The sequence below is a fragment of the Paenibacillus sp. SORGH_AS_0306 genome (assembly GCF_030819345.1).
Classification (GTDB): domain Bacteria; phylum Bacillota; class Bacilli; order Paenibacillales; family Paenibacillaceae; genus Saccharibacillus; species Saccharibacillus kyungheensis.
The window spans coordinates 1,608,941-1,627,149 of the sequence record NZ_JAUTBP010000001.1 but is presented as its reverse complement, the minus strand read 5'-3'; the positions used below and the strand labels follow the sequence as shown (position 1 = coordinate 1,627,149).

The following is an 18,209-nucleotide window of genomic DNA, read 5'->3' as shown; positions in this document are numbered from 1 at the left end:
TATTGGTATTGATAGAAGCCATCATTTCATCTGTATACAAGTATGCTTATAAAAAAGTCTGCATAATCAAATCAATACATTTAATACCGACAAACGGAACTGCCACACCGCCGAATCCATAGATAAACAAATTACGACGTAACAATTTGGTCGAGCTCATTGGTTTATAAGCGACACCTTTCATCGCTAATGGAATCAGAATCGGAATAATAATTGCATTAAAGATCAGCGCAGATAAAATAGCAGACATAGGTGAATGTAGATTCATAATATTCAATACTTGCATCTGCGGAATAGCTACCATAAACATCGCTGGAATGATTGCAAAATATTTAGCAATATCGTTAGCGATACTGAATGTTGTTAAGCTACCCCGTGTCATCAATAGCTGTTTACCAATCGCGACCACTTCGATAATTTTGGAAGGGTCGGAATCCAGATCGATCATATTGGCTGCTTCTTTGGCAGCTACTGTACCACTATTCATCGCAATCCCTACATCCGCTTGTGCAAGTGCGGGAGCATCATTGGTACCGTCTCCTGTCATCGCAACCAATTTACCTTCTGCTTGTTCGCGGCGAATAACAGCTATTTTGTCTTCTGGTGTACTTTCAGCAATATAATCATCTACTCCAGCTTCTTTGGCGATTGTTGCTGCTGTTAATGGATTATCACCTGTACACATAATCGTTTTGATACCCATACTACGCATTTGTTCGAACCGTTCTTTCATTCCGGCTTTAACCGTATCTTTGAGGTAAATCAATCCATAAATCTCCTGATCTACAGCAACAGCAAGCGGGGTTCCTCCGGCAGAAGCAATAGCATCATTATTCGCTTGCAGGTTACTAGGAATATTTCCACCTTGAGAACTGACCCATTTTTTAATCGCATCAACAGCACCTTTACGCACTTTACGTCCATCTGCCAGATCCAATCCACTCATCCGTGTCTCGGCGCGAAACTCTATAATTTCAGCACCTTCACTTAATGATTGAGAATATTCCCAATTTTGCTTTTTCATCAATTCTAAAACAGAACGTCCTTCAGGTGTCTCGTCAAAAGCAGAACTAACTGCTGCCCATTCGCCGACTTCTTGTGGTGAATGACCTTCTGTAGGTACAAACTCACTAGCCATCCGGTTACCATACGTGATCGTACCTGTTTTATCTAAAATAATCGTATTGATATCACCTGAAGCTTCAACCGCTTTACCAGACATCGCCAACACATTAAAACGTGTTACCCGATCCATCCCGGCGATCCCGATAGCAGACAACAATCCACCGATTGTTGTTGGGATCAAACAGACTAGCAAAGCAATCAATACCGGAACTGAAAGAACAATATTTAAATAGCTTGCCATAAAAGGAAGTGTTACTACAACCATCAAAAAGATAATTGTTAAGCTTATCAATACTGTGTTTAACGCAATTTCATTAGGTGTCTTCTGTCGTTCTGCTCCTTCGACTAGACTAATCATTCGATCCATAAATGATTCACCTGGATCGCTTGTAATACGAACAATGATCTCATCACTAATTACCATCGTTCCACCCGTTACAGAACTAAAGTCTCCACCAGCTTCTTTAATAACTGGAGCAGATTCACCTGTAATCGCAGATTCATCGACGGAAGCAAGACCTTTAATTACTTCACCATCGCCGGGAATCATTTCACCCTGTACGACTTTGACAACATCACCTTTACGAAGTTGTGTAGATGATACAGCTACTACTTGCTCACCTTCGATTCGATTTGCAATAATTTCTTTTTGCGTATTTTTCATCGAGTCTGCTTGTGCTTTGCCTCGACCTTCTGCTAATGCTTCAGCAAAGTTCGCAAAAAGTATCGTGAATAACAAAATAATGGCTACTGCTATATTGAATCCTGTTGAAACCGATTCGCCAAAAGCATTCGGTACAAAAATGAGTAATAAACTGATAATTAAACCGACTTCAACTACAAACATTACTGGATTACGTGCCATCAGTTTAGGATTTAATTTGATCACAGATTGTTGTAACGCTTTGGAGATCAAGTCCCGGCTCATCATTGATGATTTACTTTTCATTACATTGTTCCTCCACTTAGCACTTATCTGTATAAATGCTATATATTCGAATTCTATCTATAACTCATTGTGTAACAATCATTTATTTTTCTCATCTTACATCATGAGATGAGTGTGTCTATTTCTTTTACAACGTTAGCATTTCTGCAATCGGTCCAAGTACAACTGCCGGGAAAAACGTAAGCGCACCGACTAAAATAACAGAAATAATAAACATACCGCCGAACAATGCTTGATCTGTACGCAATGTTCCGCTTGTTTCTGGAACAGGTTTTTTCGCCATTAATGACCCTGCAACAGCTAACAACGTTACCATTGAGAAATAACGACTGATAAACATAACGACACCGGTCATAATATTCCAAAACGGTGTATTATCGCCTAGTCCTTCAAATCCTGATCCGTTATTCGCAGCTGATGAAGTAAATTCATACAACGCTTGTGTTAATCCATGATAACCTGGATTAGAAATCGTATCGGATTGTGTCATCACAGCTATTGCTGTTGGCGCTAATACCAATAAAGGTTGAATCAGCAATGTGACTGCAATCAGCTTCATTTCTTTACCTTCAATTTTGCGACCGAGAAATTCAGGTGTTCGTCCAACCATTAGACCGGATAAGAACACAGCAATAATGGCATACATTAGAATATTTAATAATCCTACACCAGAACCGCCAAATACCGTATTAAGCATCATATTCCCAAGTGAAATCAATCCGCCAATAGGTGTTAACGTGTCATGCATGTTATTGACAGCACCTGTCTCTGAAGCGGTTGTGACGACAGAGTAGAATGAAGATTGTGCTTCACCTAACCGTACTTCTTTACCTTCCATCGATCCAGACTGATGTTGAATACCTAATTGATTAATCAATGGGTTCCCTTGAGATTCACTGACAAGAGATACACTAAGCATGACGACAAACATCATCACCATTGATACAAATAATACTCTACCTTGTTTCGAGTTGCCGACCATTTTACCATACGTAAATGGAAGTGACATCGGCACAAGTAACATCATTAACATCTGTAACATGTTACTGAATCCTCCCGGATTTTCAAAAGGATGAGCAGAGTTGGCTCCAAAATACCCGCCACCATTGTTACCTAATTCTTTGATCGCTAGAAATGATCCTATAGGGCCGGTACCAATCTGTTGCTCTGTTCCTTGTAACGTCTGCGCAGTGATTAAAGTATGCAATGTCTGCGGTACACCTAATCCTACAAATACAATTGCCATTACAAATGCTAATGGTAATAAGATTCGTGTGATTGCTCGTACGAGATCTGTAAAGAAATTGCCGAGCGGCTTACCTGTGATTCCTCTAATAAATGCAATAGCGACTGCAATCCCTGTCGCCGGCGATACAAACATCATAAAGATGATCGCTGTCATCTGTGAGAATAAAGACAATCCGCTTTCTCCGCTATAATGCTGTAAATTGGTATTTGTAATAAAACTAATCGCTGTATTAAATGCCAGATCAGGACTCATATTAGTAATTCCTGCTGGATTCATTGGTAAAATATGTTGGAAACGAAAGATCATGTACGTAATCAGCAAGATCACTGAATTACTGATCAGAACCGCTCCTGCATACTGCTTCCATGTTTGATTTTCATTTTTGATACCGCCGAACCTGTAAATCCATTTCTCTATCGGATAAAACCAACGATCCAAGCGATTGGGTTTATTTTCAAAAGCATAAGCAATATAATGTCCGGTTGGCCGAGCAATAAGTATAGCGATGATAATAGTGACTGCAATTCCGATATATGAAAAGATACTCACGATGTTCTCCCCTGACCCATTAGAATTTTTCTGGATAAATCAATGCATAACATAGATAGATTGTTAATCCACCAATAATAATCCACAGCAGCCAAGTCATCGCTCATTCCTTCTTTCTCCGATAGCTACAGATGCCCATTGCAGCAACCCGCTCAACCCTAAAGTCATGATCACCATTAAACCAATCATCAGTATATCCATCATGTGTGTAAGACTCCCTGCATTCATTTTGTAAGTAATCATTTGCTAAAAAAGGCATAAAAAAAGAAGCCTGGAGAAAAGCAGAACTTTTCCCCAGGCCTCTACAAACACGCACACTTATCGTGTACCTGCCGAGTTGCTGGTTAGGAGTTCTCCCCTATACGCTTACGGAGTTAGCTGTCGGATTCGGGCTGGAAGATCGCCCGTTCCGGTAGATACCGGAATTCACCCCATGTTGTGTAGTAACTGACTCTTCGTATCAGTTATCTTCATCAACGGTTGGTTCCCCCGCTTTTCATATGCATATGAAAATTAAGCGTTGTGACATTGTTAACATATCAAAAAACACAGAGTCGTATTACACTGTGTCAGATCGGCACAAGCTTCACACTTCTCTCCTAATCCACGCTTACGAGGTTAGCTGTCGGATTCGGGCGGTGAGAGTCGCCCTACTGCATTGTCTGACTATACCATGGTTAAGTCAGTATGCAGATTCACCCCAACGATTCACATTCCGGCTCTCACACCGTTTTGTGAAATCGCAATTTGGTTCCCCCGTTTTTCGGTTAATACCGAAAACTCAGCGATCAACAAACATTGGAAACTTCATTTATATCAGTTGCTGAATCGTATTCATCAACTGCCTGCAATGAATAATACGCCTGTCCTTGTCAACTGTAAAGCTGAGAAAAGACGCAAAAAAAGCTGTGAATCATCACAGCTTTCATTTTCAGATAACTATTGAAAAGTTATCTATCTCAGGCTCCTATTTTCTCTCTTTTTCATCGTTTATCTACTTTTTTATTTTAGTTACATGATATTAATCATTGTTTTGCAGTAAATTCTGAAAACGATTATGTCATTTGTTACGCAACATCCTATCATTTTGCCTTGTTATGTCAACCTGTATAAATTTCATAAGCAAAATGGTACAACGTGCTGATGTCTGAATTGAGTTGTTTTCCATTGTTGAAAAATTGGATTCTGACTACATCATAGTAATGTCTGTACCGAGAAGATTGGAATGTATATTGTCCTACACCCGGGTTATTAATATAGACAGGCATTGTAAAATTACCATACCCATCCGTAGTAGCTGTTCCAGAAATCACTTTGCCATTTAAAATAGTCGTGATATTGGTAGTTACTATAGCATTGCCTACAGGAGTACCTGTTGCATCAAATGCACGACCAGTAATCACTATATTGCTTTTCACACGCCACTTTTTACCTTGTCCATAATCAATAAATCCATAGACACCACCATCTGTAGTGATATCACTAACAGTCACTCTTGAGACATCTGCTGTCTGATAATTAACAGATAATTTGTATGGTTTAGTGAGATCGAATGTGGAAGGTGCTAATACTTGAATATAATAAGTGCCCGCAGGTAATGTAACTTGACCATTGGTATTCTGAGCAAGTGTTCCTTGACTCACTAGATTAGCATTAAATAGCTGTAACTGATATGTTCCATACGTCGATGTGTTGTCTAAACGCAAATTCATTTTAGACTGAGCTGTCAAAGTGACTTTTGTCCAATCTTCATCAAAGCTGTTATCAATATTCTGTGTACTGACAAAAGGAGCAGCTCCGCGATCTTTGGCTAACCACGGATTATCATCAGGTTCATTAGCATCATACGTATCCGATGTTACAGCAAATACTGTAAATGGATTAGTTGTATCTGCTCCTTGATAAGAACTCACTCTAATAAAATAATAGCCTGCTTTGGCAATATGACTAAGCTGTTCATATTGAGTTGGCCCTTTGGTAGAAAAAGCTACTTGTTGAATCTGGGATGTATCTTCATTTAAGTAATACAGTGAAAGATCATAATCAATAGCCGCTGAATTGACTACACTTAAAAAAGAGGTTAATTTGGCAGGACTCGTCACTTGTGTATAAAACCAACGACTTTCCCCTTCTGTAGCGATATAACCTTGATACGCTTGTCCTGTCTGAATCAATAATGCTTGATCAGGTGTTGTGTTTGTTCCATACGTATCTGCTGCTATTGTACTCTGCTGAATAGTAGAAGATGGCAAAGTAATAGACTGAGGCAATTCCTTTTTCTTTGTAGCAAAATAATCTTTAGAGTTGGTCAATTCCTTGTTTGGTGCAACAGACTGAACCAAAGGGGTAGGGTTACCCAATTCTTTATGTACTGTTAAAGTCTGCGCCTGAGTATGGATACCACCCCAACTTATGCCTAATGTCACAAGCAACGCCGTAATACCTATTACTTTTGTTTTCAAAATACCACTCCTTTTTCAAATATATGTTATTTATTAGTAAATTATACCTAATTAGAAAATTGATAGTCAACTACATTTTTATCATTTTAGGTAAAAAATAATAAAAAAACAAAAAAAGACTCTGTCGCTTTTGAGCTATACAGAGTCTTTGGGACTGATTAGATATAAGTAAAGTATCGTATTAACGTATATGACTGTGCCAGATTTCTTCTTCTTCATCTGTCATTTCGCCTACAATTTTGTGGAATTTCACATATTGAGCGAACGAGTTTTTGAGTAATTGAAATTGAGCAAATGAACCGCTAAATTGCTCCAAAGATACCGATTTGGAGATCGTTTCAATATTGCTAATTTGACAGCCACTATTCAATTCCAATTGCTTCAGATTAGGTAGATCGGCAATTGCTGAAATATCGGAAATACGAGTATCATGAATCGTTAACATTTCTAACTGTTCACATGCTTGTAGACAACTCATATCGGCAAAATAAGCATCTTCAATATGCAGTTTGCGCAAAGACAAAGACTGACTGATCTGTTGCCAATCTTCTGCTGTCCATGCACCAGGTGAACACACTTTCAATTCCCGTAGTCCTGAAATAGAAGATAAAGCTTCTACAGCTTCTCGGGAAGGTGAAGAAAGAGCCAGAGTCGTTAGCTGTTGCATCTTCGCCAAAGGCGCATAATCTTGAATACGTGTATCGGTACAATCCAGATTACATAGATGCGGTAACGTTGCTAAAGGATCTAAATCTTCAATCAACGTCCCTTCTAAATTAACAATTTGCAAATAAGGCAATCCACGTAATGGCGTAAGATCACGAATCGGATTGCGAACAAGATATAATTTTTTGAGTTCTCGACAATTTGCAAGCGATCGAATATCTTGAATTTCATTTACACTTAAAATTAATTCACGTACCTCATGGCAACGTTCAAGTGGTGTAATATCTGTAAGCTGTTCGCGAATCAAAAAGATTTGATGAGCATGGATAAACTCTTCGACCGTATTTGATTTGTTGATAATACGCTCTTGCCAGTCTTGATCTAATTGTTGGAACCATTCTTGTAACGGAATCTCAGGCTCATCAGAAGGTGTATTGGTTTTGGGTAGATCGGCTAACGCATATGCCTGTGCATCTTTGAGCATACGTGATTGTTCGTTGCGACCATACATCCAATACTTGAATCCATCATCTTCTTCGACAGTGTAATTTCCATGACGCACCGTATCACGCATAAAATGAATAAATTCACCCAGACTACGGGCAATCACATACTTCATTTCTTCATCACGTCCAAAGTTAATCACCTGTCCGACTACTCCATGTTCTGCTGGAGCCAAATCGATCCCTAGATGATTCCCTCCGCCATCATGGCAAAACGGAATCCAGTTGCGGTTGATATACTGCTCTTTGATCCAACCGGATGGAATCGAATAATGATCTCCCATCGTCTGATACTCAGGCTCTAGCTCAGACCATATTTTCCACTCGCTAATCATTTCTTCCAGACTCAAAAATTGCAAACCAAAAAAGAATCCCGGACCACTACGAGACTCCCCATTGTGTATATGATACAGTTCTTTAAGATCATCCGGGAAAGAGACACCTATAGTATGTTCAGCCTGCTCTATTTCTTCATCTCCAGCCGAAGCTTTTAATGATTCTTCAAGACTGTTCAATTCTGGTCGTAATATGGATTTGATTTCTTCTAACCATGTTCCGATCATTGTTGTTTCCTCCTGTTCCATGAGGCTTTCTTTGTGCTCATGATCATCGTTCTATGTTAAAGTATACCGTTCCTTATTCCGTATACCTAATTTCGCAAAGATAATATCACCTAAAATATAACAAGTATGAACCGATATTAAAGGTAAAGATCATCATTTATCAAAAAGGGCTAGACCAGTATGTACTTTAGATATAGCTCTAACAACATTAATCGAGCAAAGCGCTTCGTTTAAAAATTAAAATAATTTCTCGTGAACCGCCCTGTGCAAGACTGGTATCAAATGTCGATACAAGCTCCCATCCATCAAATCCATAGGCGTTTAATTGCTCTTGTAGTTCTACATCATCTACTTTGCCACCTAGAAAGCCTCCAGCGTGTAATTTGACTGTACGATATTCCCATTGACTCATTATATTCTTCCTTTCTTTTACCAAATTCATCTTAGATTATAAGCTTACGACTAAATATACACGATTACGTGTCAGGTTTCAAAACGTTGCCTTACAGTAGTATACTTTTATTTTAAAATAAATAGCGAATAGTGTCCCTTCATTGCACGACTATGTTAAACTTGAATTATCTACTTATTTTTTGTACAGGAACAGCACGACCATACTATTGTGGAGGAATTATACAAGACTCATGACGAAGACAATCGGACTTGTCCGCCATTTTAAAGTAAATAAAGAGTTTCCTCTTCGCCAATTTGTTACAGTGAGTGAACTGATCGCCTGGCTAGAAGAGTATGATATCGCTGATATCCACGATGGTACAACAGATCTACGTGGATTCAATTGGGAGAAATGTTTTGCAAGCGATCTACCGCGTGCGATCAAAACAGCACGTTCAATTTATGATGGCGAGATTACAGTGATGCCCGAGTTACGTGAACTTACACCTCCAAGTTTTAATACGAATATACGTATTCCTTTTATCGGCTGGGGCGTTCTTTTCAAAATGGCTCCATTGCTTAGTCGAAGATATCGCCGCATGATTCGGGAAGTAGAAGCACGCATTAATCGAGCATTAGATGTTATTTTGTCTTCGGAAGAAGAGCATATTCTGGTAGTGAGTCACTGGGCATTAATGTTGTACATGCGTAAGCAATTGGTCAAACGTGGATTCAAAGGCCCACGTATGCGACAGGTAGAAAATGGAAAACTACATGTCTTTCAAGCGATCACTGTACAGTCTCCTTATCCGATCAAAAATAAACAAACGCATAATCAATTAGATTAATAACTGGCACCACACAAATATAGACTATGCTGTTCCTGTAAGATGATAAGGAACCGCATAGTCTATTTGAGTCAGGTTTTGAGTTAGGTCTATTGGACATGTAATACATTTTCTATTATTCATTTATCGTTCAGCAATCTATATCTATGCTCAATTAGACTGTATAGCGAATGTTTTATTTTAACTTGAATAGAGGGAACAATACGTTCGGTCAAAGTTTAACTGCATCAGATCTTCTTTGCGGATAAAAAAATGAATAACTCCTGCATCCCACCACATATACCCGATATCATCATCACTCTCTATTTCCAACAGCATCAGCATCTCTTCAATCTCCTGATCTGCTTGTTGCTCATTGCCTGCACACTGCTCGATTAACCAGTTACGCCGTTTATCTGTATCATATGTATGCTTACCGGTAAGAATCGCTGTAGCGGCTTCAATATAATCGTCTCCATGCTGGGATACTGGATAACCGAACATTTTGCCAATCATTTCATCAGGGTCAGCGTTGAATTGTTCTTTCCATTCCAGATATTGCTCATCCGTTATATCATGATTCACTAACTGATCATAGTCTACATAGCTGTAAGGAGGAAATTCAATATTACCTTGAGCATGTACTTCATATGGTACAAATGGCTGTTCAGCATCCTCTTCCAAAATAGTAGTCTCTTCTGGTTCCCGGTAAGCTATAGATGTCATCTCTTGTTCAGGAATATAGAGGATCTGATGCTCAATTTGATAAGCAGGTTCATCTAAACCAACAAAAAAGCAAAGTAATCCCTGACGCGGAAAAAAATCAGGCAATCGATCGGCACCAACTTCGTTTGCTATTTGAGTTAGATTTAATTGAGCTACTGAAGTCATATATTCACCATTTTGCGTAAGCGGCCACTTGATATGTTCAGGTAGATCAGGGTAACCACCTATTCGCGAAACGCCCAATTGCTGACTACCCTGTTGTCCGCGTTCCAAGTGAATGACAGGATGATGATATGCTTGTAAATAAGGCTCTAATGCAGACATCTGCTTATCAGCTAGCAACGATTGAATATAATCACCTTGAAATGCTTTTGGCATAGAACTCATCAGTACTCTTCCTTTCTATATGGCAATCGTATCCATCATTAAGGCAGTAACATAAGTAATGCAAATCCTGTCACTGGTACTACAATACCTACGCCAATGCCCACATAAGGATAAGGCGTTTTCCAAAAAGAACGAAACTCTTCTTTTTTTGACTTTTCCTGATTCCAAAAAGTAATCTGACGATCAAAACTATGCATCAATTGTAACGCATCTTGTTCACTACATTCAGACAGTCTTTTTTGTAAAGAAGCATATGCCACATCACGTTCATGTTCTGGCGATTGCGATGAATTCATAGTACTGACCCTCCCCATCCTATATTTAGAATGCATCCCAAATTATATAATCATGTTATGCAAAATTTCTTTTATTTACTCCATTTGCGTTGTACCACCCAATAATTCAAAAAGCGTACAAACAAGCATGCACTGATAATAATTAAAATATAAGCCGTATCTTTTTCCCACGGTGCAAGTCTATCGATAGTCAGAAAAGGGATCAGTACAATAATACTCATTAGCGATAAGCCTGTATTTTCACGATTATACTTCTGAAAACGATGATACAATGAACGAAAAATCAACAATATAACGATTAAGGAAGAGCAAATTAACGGTAAATATTCTAGCAATATAGCACCTCTTTCATCTCTTGCGATCTAGCCAACCATTTATAGAATATATGGAAATTATAGTATAGCGATCAGAAAATTACAAAAGTTGTTTACGGTTCCGATAAAATTTCTTTACTGCGTTCCATCAATGTTCTTAGCTTCACTTCTGTCGCCGAATCTTCTAACGGAGTATAAATACTACAGCGCAAATCGGTGTTGCCTTGTACTTGCAATGAAGTAAGATCGAATAGCATTTTGCCTGCTTTGGCATGTCTAAATTCAATCACTACTTCCGGTGCAGAACTGACTTTGCTCTGTTCCCACAAATGGTAAAAGTCAGGATATAACTCACTCATCTCCGCGATAAACTGCTCATACCACTCATCATCTACATATTGTCCATAATACGCACGAAAAATCGCCAAAAATCCACCTACAAAATCATCCCAATTGACCGCCAAACGGCGAAACTCTTTCCGCGAAAACAATAAACCAATCATATTGCGCCCGGGTTCTGGAATACTTTCAAAATCAAGAAATACATGCTTAGCCGCATCGTTCCAGCCGACAATATGGCAATGACGATCTGAAATAATAGTAGGACAGTATTGAAGTTGTTGTAGAATTTTGTACAAAGCCGGCGTAATCGCTGGCAGTTCTTCAGATAAAGGTAGTACTGTCGGACTTTTATCCAATGCTAAAGAAAATAAATATTTACGTTCATCGGCTGTTAACAATAAAGCTGACGCTATATTTTCGAGTACAGAAGCCGAGACTTGAATATCTCTACCCTGCTCTAACCATGTGTACCATGTTGTACTTACTCCTGCTAATTGAGCCACTTCTTCTCTTCGCAATCCTGGCGTACGTCGCCGAATCCCTACGATCAATCCTACTTGTTGAGGTAGAATCTTTGCACGTTGTGCTTTGAGAAAAGAAGATAATGCTTGTAAACGATGTTGTTGATTCACTTGATAACCTCCTTAGAGCGAAGCTAATTTTAATACTCGCTTTTTTGTGCATATTGGTATTCTGTTATTTTCTATTTAAATAATTATTTTAAAAAATATGCGATAACCTGTTACTTATTATACTAGGATAAACGGTAACTTGTAATAGGATATTTTGCATGACAGAATAAGGATATACTGAGACAACATTTAGCGCATCAAATACTAATAGATGGATGGTAAGATATTTTGCTTTGCAAAAATCACTTTTGATTGTACTGAGACGCGTTTATAGTGCCAAACGCTTAGATATTTTGCTTCACAAAAATCATTTTTGATTATACTAGGTCGCGTTTATAGTGCCAAACGCTTAGGAGGATAAAAATTAATGGAACGAGTTGTGATTACAGGGATGGGGATTGTTTCTCCCTTGGGAAATGATGTAGATACATTTTGGGGAAATTTAGTTAACGGACAATCGGGAATTAGTGCGATTGGTGCTTTTGATACATCACGACACAAGGCCAAAATTGCCGGGGTTGTGCGTGATTTTGATGGTGATGCTTTATTTGGACGTAAAGAAGCTAGACGAATGGATCGTTTTGTTCAATTTGCTATCGCAGCGGCTGAACAAGCAATCTCTCATTCAGGATTGAATCTGGAAGAAAGTGATCGTGAACGCATAGGCGTCTATGTTGGTTCGGGTACAGGAGGTATACAATCACTGCTTGATCAAGATCATATCTTAATAGAACGTGGCCCTGAACGAGTAAGCCCTACACTTGTACCGATGATGATTGCGAATAGCGCAGCAGCGATGATCAGTATCCGTCTAGGTACATGGGGTCCCACACTCTCCCCTGTCACTGCCTGTTCGATTGGCAATACAGCCATTGGTGAAGCGATGCGGATGATAGCTTATGGAGATGCAGATGTGATTATTGCAGGAGGAGCAGAAGCCGCGATCAATGAGGTAGCGTTAGCTAGCTTCGGGAACGCGACAGCATTGTCTACACGCAATGACGATCCAACCGCCGCAAGTCGTCCTTTCGATCAATCACGGGATGGATTTGTGATGGCAGAAGGAGCAGGGATTGTCATACTGGAATCGCTATCTCATGCTTTAGCGAGACAAGCGACTATTTATGCTGAGGTGATTGGTTACGGAGCAAGTTCAGATGCTTATCATATGGTCGCAACACATCCAGAAGGTCGTGGTGCTCATCAAGCGATGAAATCAGCTTTGCGAAATGCAAACATTACTCCTGAACAAGTCGATGTTATCAGTGCACATGCCACGAGTACAGGCGTAGGAGATCGTTCAGAGACTTATGCGATTAAACAATTGTTCGGCGAACAGGCTTATCAGATTCCTGTTACTGCTAATAAATCGATGTTAGGGCATATGCTTGGCGCGGCTGGTGGTGCAGAAGCAATCGCACTGGTTCAAATGTTACGTGAAGGCATCATTCCGCCTACTATCAATTTGCAACAACCTGATGACGACTGTGATCTGGATTATGTACCAGATGTCGCACGAAAAGCCGATCTTCAGATTGGATTATCCAACTCGTTCGGCTTTGGCGGTCATAATGCAGTTATCGTGTTGAAAAAGTATGAATAATCATACGTCTATTAAAGAAGCACAAAATGATGTCTACATTTAATAGCTACATTTATTGAACATATTTGGTAATAATCAATTTGTGCTTATAAGGCTCTAACGCTTCGATAATATTTTTTTTCGTATGTCGTTCAAAATGGTGATTCCATTCGATCATATTCATTAATGTGCCAAATGAAAAGCGATCGTGATCGACTTCGGTTCCTATTTTCTGACGCATAAAACGCAAAATCATTCGCCCATCTCGCACTAATGGAGACGGGGTCAAAAAAATAATCTGCTCTGCCATAGCAAAGCTAAACGTTAACCATTCATAATCCTGCCCCTCAACAATCCACGAGTCTTGCGAGACGATATCTAACAACAATTGCTCTCGCAGGGCAGGTATATTTCTACGTTTCTTTTCTCCCGTACCGTTCCACACTAGATTTTCCAGTGCATAATGAGGAATACCCAATCTGCGAGACAATCGACGTGCCAGATGGGTTTTTCCGCTTGCATGGGCGCCAATAATATGTATCTTCCTTGGTGTCATCTACTTTCACTCCTATTCGCTCGATAGCCGCCCATTTCGCACTTATGTATTACATACTATACTAGCATAGGTTTAGTATAAATCGTTAGAGGTAACCTTTAAAAAAATACCAAGTTCTTGTATGATCTTATTCAAATTCATTCGTATTCTTTATTATGGTTAGACGGTTTGCGTATCTTTTGAATCACCTTATTCGTTTACAAGATATACAACGTTGTAGCAAAATGATTTCCGATCATAAAGGGGGCGCCCCACTCATGACACTTTTACACATTCAACCACAGATAGACTGTCCGGCAAAGCCTATCAACCCAATCAATGAGTATAGTAAAGAACAAATGCTGTCTTTATATAAGTACTGTCTGTCATTGACTGGACATGTTGCAGATGCCGAAGATCTTATGCAAGATACTTTTCTCAAAATACTATCTGCCCGGCAAAAAGGCTTACCTATTTCAGAGCAAGAAGCATATACGATTCGAACAGCTCGCAATACTTGGATTGATACAATGCGCAGAAGACATTATTTCAATAATTATATCGAACTGTATCCATTACTCTTGAACGATTCGCCAGCACAACAATGTCCACAAGATATTGAACTGGCTGTACAGCAATTAATGGATCTACTATCCCCCTGGCAACAAGCGGTATTTATGTTGCGTGATTTATTTGGCTATTCAGCGGCAGAGACAGCACAGCGGTTAGAGACGACCGAAGGAGCGGTAAAAGCTGCTCTCTATCGAGCAAGGACAATACTTGCCAAAAACAGTGATTGTAACGATGAATCTATTCAGTTAGCTGAAGATGCAGAGATATTAATGGTCTTGCATCATTATGTGCATGCTCTCTATACAGGTGATGCAGATCAAATCGTGCAGTTAACTTTGATGCGAATGAACAAAGCGACGCAAGATGTTCATGCTGTTGCAATTAACTTGTTACCTTCTCAGACGGAGCATTCTAGTTACAGCTTCATACCTGTCGGCTCTAACGCTGTGCATTCCTTTGCGCTATATCACAAGAAGTCTTATCAGTTATCCTCCTCACAGATAGGTAAGGCTGCTTAACAAGGAGTGCTTGATATGACAACAATCCCTTATGTCGTGGAACAGACGGATCGCGGAGAGCGCAGTTACGATATTTATTCTAGATTATTGAAAGATCGTATTATTATGGTCTCCGGTGAAGTGGAAGATCAGATGGCAAATGTGATTGTCGCCCAACTGCTTCACCTGGCTGCCGAAGATGAGCAAAAAGATATCCAAATGTATATTAATTGTCCCGGTGGTTCGGTGTCTGCTGGGTTTGCGATCTATGATACGATGCAATTTATTAAGCCTGATGTATCAACAATCTGTACAGGGATGGCGGCAAGCTTTGGGGCGATTTTGTTAGTCGGTGGCACGATCGGTAAACGGATGGCTTTGCCCAATAGTGAAATTATGATTCATCAACCACTCGGTGGCGCCAAAGGTCAGGCTTCCGACGTGATTCTGTATGCCGATCGCTTGCTTCGTAGTCGAGCCAAATTGAACGAAATTATTGCTGATCGTACCGGTCAGCCTTTGGAAAAAGTAGCGCAAGATTCTGATCGGGATTATTTTTTAACGGCTGAGGAAGCGGTGGCTTATGGGTTGGTGGATCAGGTTGTGACGCGGGTGTAAGGTAATGTAGTAGAATATAAAAACAAACATTCGACAAACTAGTGATTAGTCTGTCGAATGTTTATTTAAAGTTTATTGCTACATATGAGATTTATATTCGTTAGCTATAGTAAAATCATGTTCTTTATTTTCCAGACAATTATGTATGTGATTACTAAGCTCACTAATATCAATAACGGAACTAATAGATGCATGTAGTAACTGTTGTGGATCAGTACGATTCCAGTCCAATATATAACCATTGTAACGAGCCAAACAACGAATAAACTCTCGTTGCATCCGTCCATTTCCTTCTCTAAATGGATGAATAACATTGATTTCAGCCATATAATGAGCAGCTCGAATAACGAAAAAATCTACTGATTTATCTATTAAATATTGTTCTTCTTTCAATTGTTGAAATAATTGTTCGATTTGTTCAGGAATATATTGTGAAAGTGCAAAAACGAATCCATCTTTAGAGATATCCTCTGTTCTAAATTTGCCAGCAAATGAATATATATCTCTAAACAAATAATGATGAATATTCTGCATATGCTTGATATCAAAGTGGCCAGCAACTGGATACTTATATAATTCAGCATTACGCAAACTACTCATCATTCGTTCATAACGCTCTAATGTATTGACATCACGAATATTTTCTTTGTTTTTTAGTATATCTGTACCTGGATAGCAATAAGATGATTGCTGATGATTATATCGAGACAACTTTTGCCAACTCCAATGCCATTTTCTTGAATTGTGACTCTGTAATCTGACCTGTCAGCTTCATTTTAATCAATTGTTGTTCATTCTCAGGGAGATACATACCCTCCACTGCCAAACTTGCTTTGGCATTTTCAAGCGCTCTATTTGCTTCTTCTTCATTAAATTTTCTCATCATGAATCCTCCTTTACTTTGAGTAGCTATATGCATAATTATAGCATTTATAATTAGTATAAACTTCATAATTCCTAAAATTTAAAAGAATATCTTTAGGATTAATACTGCTTTAATTTAATTGCATGCATATCATCCATATAGCCACTTACATTAAAACCTGATACTACATCGTTTGATTCTTGACTCCCCACTCGCATAATTCTTCCAAGCCTGGCAAAAGTGATGTGCCTTTGACTGTAAGGCTATACTCTACTTTAGGTGGAATTTGAGGATATTCTTCACGTTTTACAATACCATCTGCTTCCAATTCTTTTAATTGGGAACTTAGCGTTTTGTACGTAATTGCACCGATCTGTCTTTTTAACTCATTAAAGCGAACCGTTTGATTTTCAGACAGAAGATAAATAATGACCATCTTCCATTTCCCACCGATGACTGACAAAGTGTAGCCAAAAGGGGTATCTTGAATATTTTTAATTTTGCCATGATATTCAGCCATACTCATGTATACCACTATCCTTTCGGGTAGTACCTATCCAAATAGTGCGTACTACTTTTATATTTGCGTCCAGTTTATACTAACCTTACTTTAAAAGTAAAGGAGATCCAACATGAATACCAAAACAATACGTCTCTTAATGCCACAATGGCAAGGTGGAAATAATCCTAATTACTCTTTCGGCGCTGAACTACTGGCATGGCTAGCTCCAGACAATGATCAACCTCTGATTCATGTTCCTGTTAAACCTTATGATGGTACACCACTTCAAAATGAGGATGGGATGAATGGGCGAACACAACTCATACAACAATTAGAAGCCGCTGAACATCTTATCCAAGCGCATCAACCTGATCGTATCATTATGTTTGGAGGAGACTGCTTGGTCGAACAAGCCCCTTTTGCTTATTTAAATGAAAAATACGATGGTGAATTAGGCTTGATCTGGATCGATGCTCATAGTGATCTTGTCAGATATACTGGATACGATAACGGGCATACCCTCCCACTTGGCAACCTGTTGGGCGAAGGAGATCAGGAATTTGCTAACCATGTCAAAGTTCCTTTAAAACCTGAGAATGTATTTATTGCAGGGCTTGCTGTTGCTACAGAAGAGGAAAACAAGTTGATTGCTGAAGCCTTTGAAGCACAAGGTATCAGTGTAGACGAATACGACACTGAAATGATCGAACGATTAGGTATTCGTACAGCAGGAACAGCAGAGTTAGCACAAAGTACAGAAGCAATTAGAACGTGGATTCAAGAAAGAGGTATCAAACACTTAGCGATTCATATTGATCTGGATGTGCTTGATCCTCAAGCGTTTCGTTCTCTATTATTTGCGAAGCCTTACGAGCCTTACCTTGTTTCTCCTGCTGGCACGATGCAATTCCCTCAATTGCTCCACCTGCTGAAAGAATTATCTGAAGAAACAGAAGTCGTTGGCTTAGGAATCACCGAACATACACCATGGGATGCAATTAACTTGAAGAATCTACTTGCAGAAATTCCTATTTTGAATACGTAATAGGACATA

At 39.2% G+C, this 18,209-nt stretch carries 19 protein-coding genes and 2 riboswitches; of the genes, 5 read left to right on the top strand and 14 right to left on the bottom strand.

The window, feature by feature from the left end; genetic code table 11:
* Nucleotides 1-46: 46 nt before the first annotated feature.
* The 6 genes from kdpB to QE450_RS07295 all read right to left on the bottom strand — a co-directional run bounded on the left by kdpB (nt 47) and on the right by QE450_RS07295 (nt 8,478).
* Complete coding sequence (gene kdpB / locus QE450_RS07315) at nt 47-2,074, bottom strand: potassium-transporting ATPase subunit KdpB (protein WP_273616034.1); 2,028 nt, start codon at nt 2,072-2,074, stop codon at nt 47-49.
* 127 nt (nt 2,075-2,201) lie between these two features.
* Nucleotides 2,202-3,872, bottom strand: coding sequence for a potassium-transporting ATPase subunit KdpA (gene kdpA, locus QE450_RS07310; protein ID WP_273616033.1), 1,671 nt, complete (start codon nt 3,870-3,872; stop codon nt 2,202-2,204).
* A 19-nt stretch (nt 3,873-3,891) separates the two neighbouring features.
* Complete coding sequence (kdpF, locus tag QE450_RS23560) at nt 3,892-3,972, bottom strand: K(+)-transporting ATPase subunit F (protein ID WP_083243537.1); 81 nt, start codon at nt 3,970-3,972, stop codon at nt 3,892-3,894.
* Nucleotides 3,973-4,220: 248 nt separating this feature from the next.
* A riboswitch (cyclic di-AMP (ydaO/yuaA leader) is annotated at nt 4,221-4,402 on the bottom strand.
* Nucleotides 4,403-4,464: 62 nt separating this feature from the next.
* Nucleotides 4,465-4,669: riboswitch (cyclic di-AMP (ydaO/yuaA leader) on the bottom strand.
* A gap of 303 nt (nt 4,670-4,972) precedes the next feature.
* Nucleotides 4,973-6,334 carry a carboxypeptidase regulatory-like domain-containing protein gene (locus QE450_RS07305; protein WP_307298132.1) on the bottom strand — a complete coding sequence of 454 codons (1,362 nt, stop codon included), beginning with the start codon at nt 6,332-6,334 and terminating at the stop codon, nt 4,973-4,975.
* A 181-nt stretch (nt 6,335-6,515) separates the two neighbouring features.
* Nucleotides 6,516-8,066, bottom strand: a complete 1,551-nt coding sequence (locus QE450_RS07300; RefSeq protein WP_307298130.1) for an SMI1/KNR4 family protein — start codon at nt 8,064-8,066, stop codon at nt 6,516-6,518.
* Nucleotides 8,067-8,274: 208 nt separating this feature from the next.
* Nucleotides 8,275-8,478, bottom strand: a complete 204-nt coding sequence (locus QE450_RS07295) for a DUF4177 domain-containing protein (protein WP_273616030.1) — start codon at nt 8,476-8,478, stop codon at nt 8,275-8,277.
* A 232-nt stretch (nt 8,479-8,710) separates the two neighbouring features.
* Between QE450_RS07295 and QE450_RS07290 the strand changes: the two genes are divergently transcribed.
* Nucleotides 8,711-9,307, top strand: a complete 597-nt coding sequence (locus QE450_RS07290) for a histidine phosphatase family protein (protein ID WP_273616029.1) — start codon at nt 8,711-8,713, stop codon at nt 9,305-9,307.
* A gap of 180 nt (nt 9,308-9,487) precedes the next feature.
* Here QE450_RS07290 and QE450_RS07285 read toward each other — a convergent pair whose 3' ends face one another.
* From QE450_RS07285 to QE450_RS07270, 4 genes are all read right to left on the bottom strand, one after another.
* On the bottom strand, nt 9,488-10,399 hold the full coding sequence (locus tag QE450_RS07285) for a YwqG family protein (RefSeq protein ID WP_307298127.1): 912 nt from the start codon (nt 10,397-10,399) through the stop codon (nt 9,488-9,490).
* Nucleotides 10,400-10,437: 38 nt separating this feature from the next.
* On the bottom strand, nt 10,438-10,695 hold the full coding sequence (locus QE450_RS07280; RefSeq protein WP_307298126.1) for a hypothetical protein: 258 nt from the start codon (nt 10,693-10,695) through the stop codon (nt 10,438-10,440).
* Between the two features lie 71 nt (nt 10,696-10,766).
* Entirely contained in the window at nt 10,767-11,030 is a 264-nt protein-coding gene (locus QE450_RS07275) for a hypothetical protein (protein ID WP_307298124.1), read from the bottom strand.
* A gap of 92 nt (nt 11,031-11,122) precedes the next feature.
* Nucleotides 11,123-11,983 carry a helix-turn-helix transcriptional regulator gene (locus QE450_RS07270; protein ID WP_273616025.1) on the bottom strand — a complete coding sequence of 287 codons (861 nt, stop codon included), beginning with the start codon at nt 11,981-11,983 and terminating at the stop codon, nt 11,123-11,125.
* Nucleotides 11,984-12,350: 367 nt separating this feature from the next.
* Between QE450_RS07270 and fabF the strand changes: the two genes are divergently transcribed.
* A complete protein-coding gene (fabF, locus tag QE450_RS07265; RefSeq protein WP_307298122.1) occupies nt 12,351-13,586 on the top strand; it encodes a beta-ketoacyl-ACP synthase II in 1,236 nt (411 codons plus the stop codon).
* Between the two features lie 52 nt (nt 13,587-13,638).
* Here the strand turns inward: fabF and QE450_RS07260 are convergent, their stop codons facing one another.
* A complete protein-coding gene (locus QE450_RS07260; RefSeq protein ID WP_273616023.1) occupies nt 13,639-14,121 on the bottom strand; it encodes a P-loop NTPase family protein in 483 nt (160 codons plus the stop codon).
* A gap of 257 nt (nt 14,122-14,378) precedes the next feature.
* Here QE450_RS07260 and QE450_RS07255 point away from each other — a divergent pair, with 257 nt between their 5' ends.
* Nucleotides 14,379-15,191, top strand: coding sequence for an RNA polymerase sigma factor (locus QE450_RS07255; protein WP_307298120.1), 813 nt, complete (start codon nt 14,379-14,381; stop codon nt 15,189-15,191).
* A gap of 15 nt (nt 15,192-15,206) precedes the next feature.
* Nucleotides 15,207-15,788, top strand: a complete 582-nt coding sequence (gene clpP / locus QE450_RS07250; RefSeq protein WP_273616021.1) for an ATP-dependent Clp endopeptidase proteolytic subunit ClpP — start codon at nt 15,207-15,209, stop codon at nt 15,786-15,788.
* Between the two features lie 78 nt (nt 15,789-15,866).
* Here the strand turns inward: clpP and QE450_RS07245 are convergent, their stop codons facing one another.
* The 3 genes from QE450_RS07245 to QE450_RS07235 all read right to left on the bottom strand — a co-directional run bounded on the left by QE450_RS07245 (nt 15,867) and on the right by QE450_RS07235 (nt 17,179).
* On the bottom strand, nt 15,867-16,499 hold the full coding sequence (locus QE450_RS07245; RefSeq protein WP_273616020.1) for a Fic/DOC family protein: 633 nt from the start codon (nt 16,497-16,499) through the stop codon (nt 15,867-15,869).
* Complete coding sequence (locus tag QE450_RS07240; RefSeq protein WP_273616019.1) at nt 16,486-16,671, bottom strand: hypothetical protein; 186 nt, start codon at nt 16,669-16,671, stop codon at nt 16,486-16,488. The genes QE450_RS07245 and QE450_RS07240 overlap by 14 nt, the downstream gene beginning before the upstream one ends.
* A gap of 166 nt (nt 16,672-16,837) precedes the next feature.
* A complete protein-coding gene (locus QE450_RS07235; protein WP_273616018.1) occupies nt 16,838-17,179 on the bottom strand; it encodes a winged helix-turn-helix transcriptional regulator in 342 nt (113 codons plus the stop codon).
* Nucleotides 17,180-17,285: 106 nt separating this feature from the next.
* Here QE450_RS07235 and QE450_RS07230 point away from each other — a divergent pair, with 106 nt between their 5' ends.
* The gene (locus QE450_RS07230) at nt 17,286-18,200 is read left to right on the top strand and encodes an arginase family protein (protein WP_307298117.1); all 915 of its coding nucleotides are present in this window, start codon (nt 17,286-17,288) and stop codon (nt 18,198-18,200) included.
* Nucleotides 18,201-18,209: the final 9 nt, after the last annotated feature.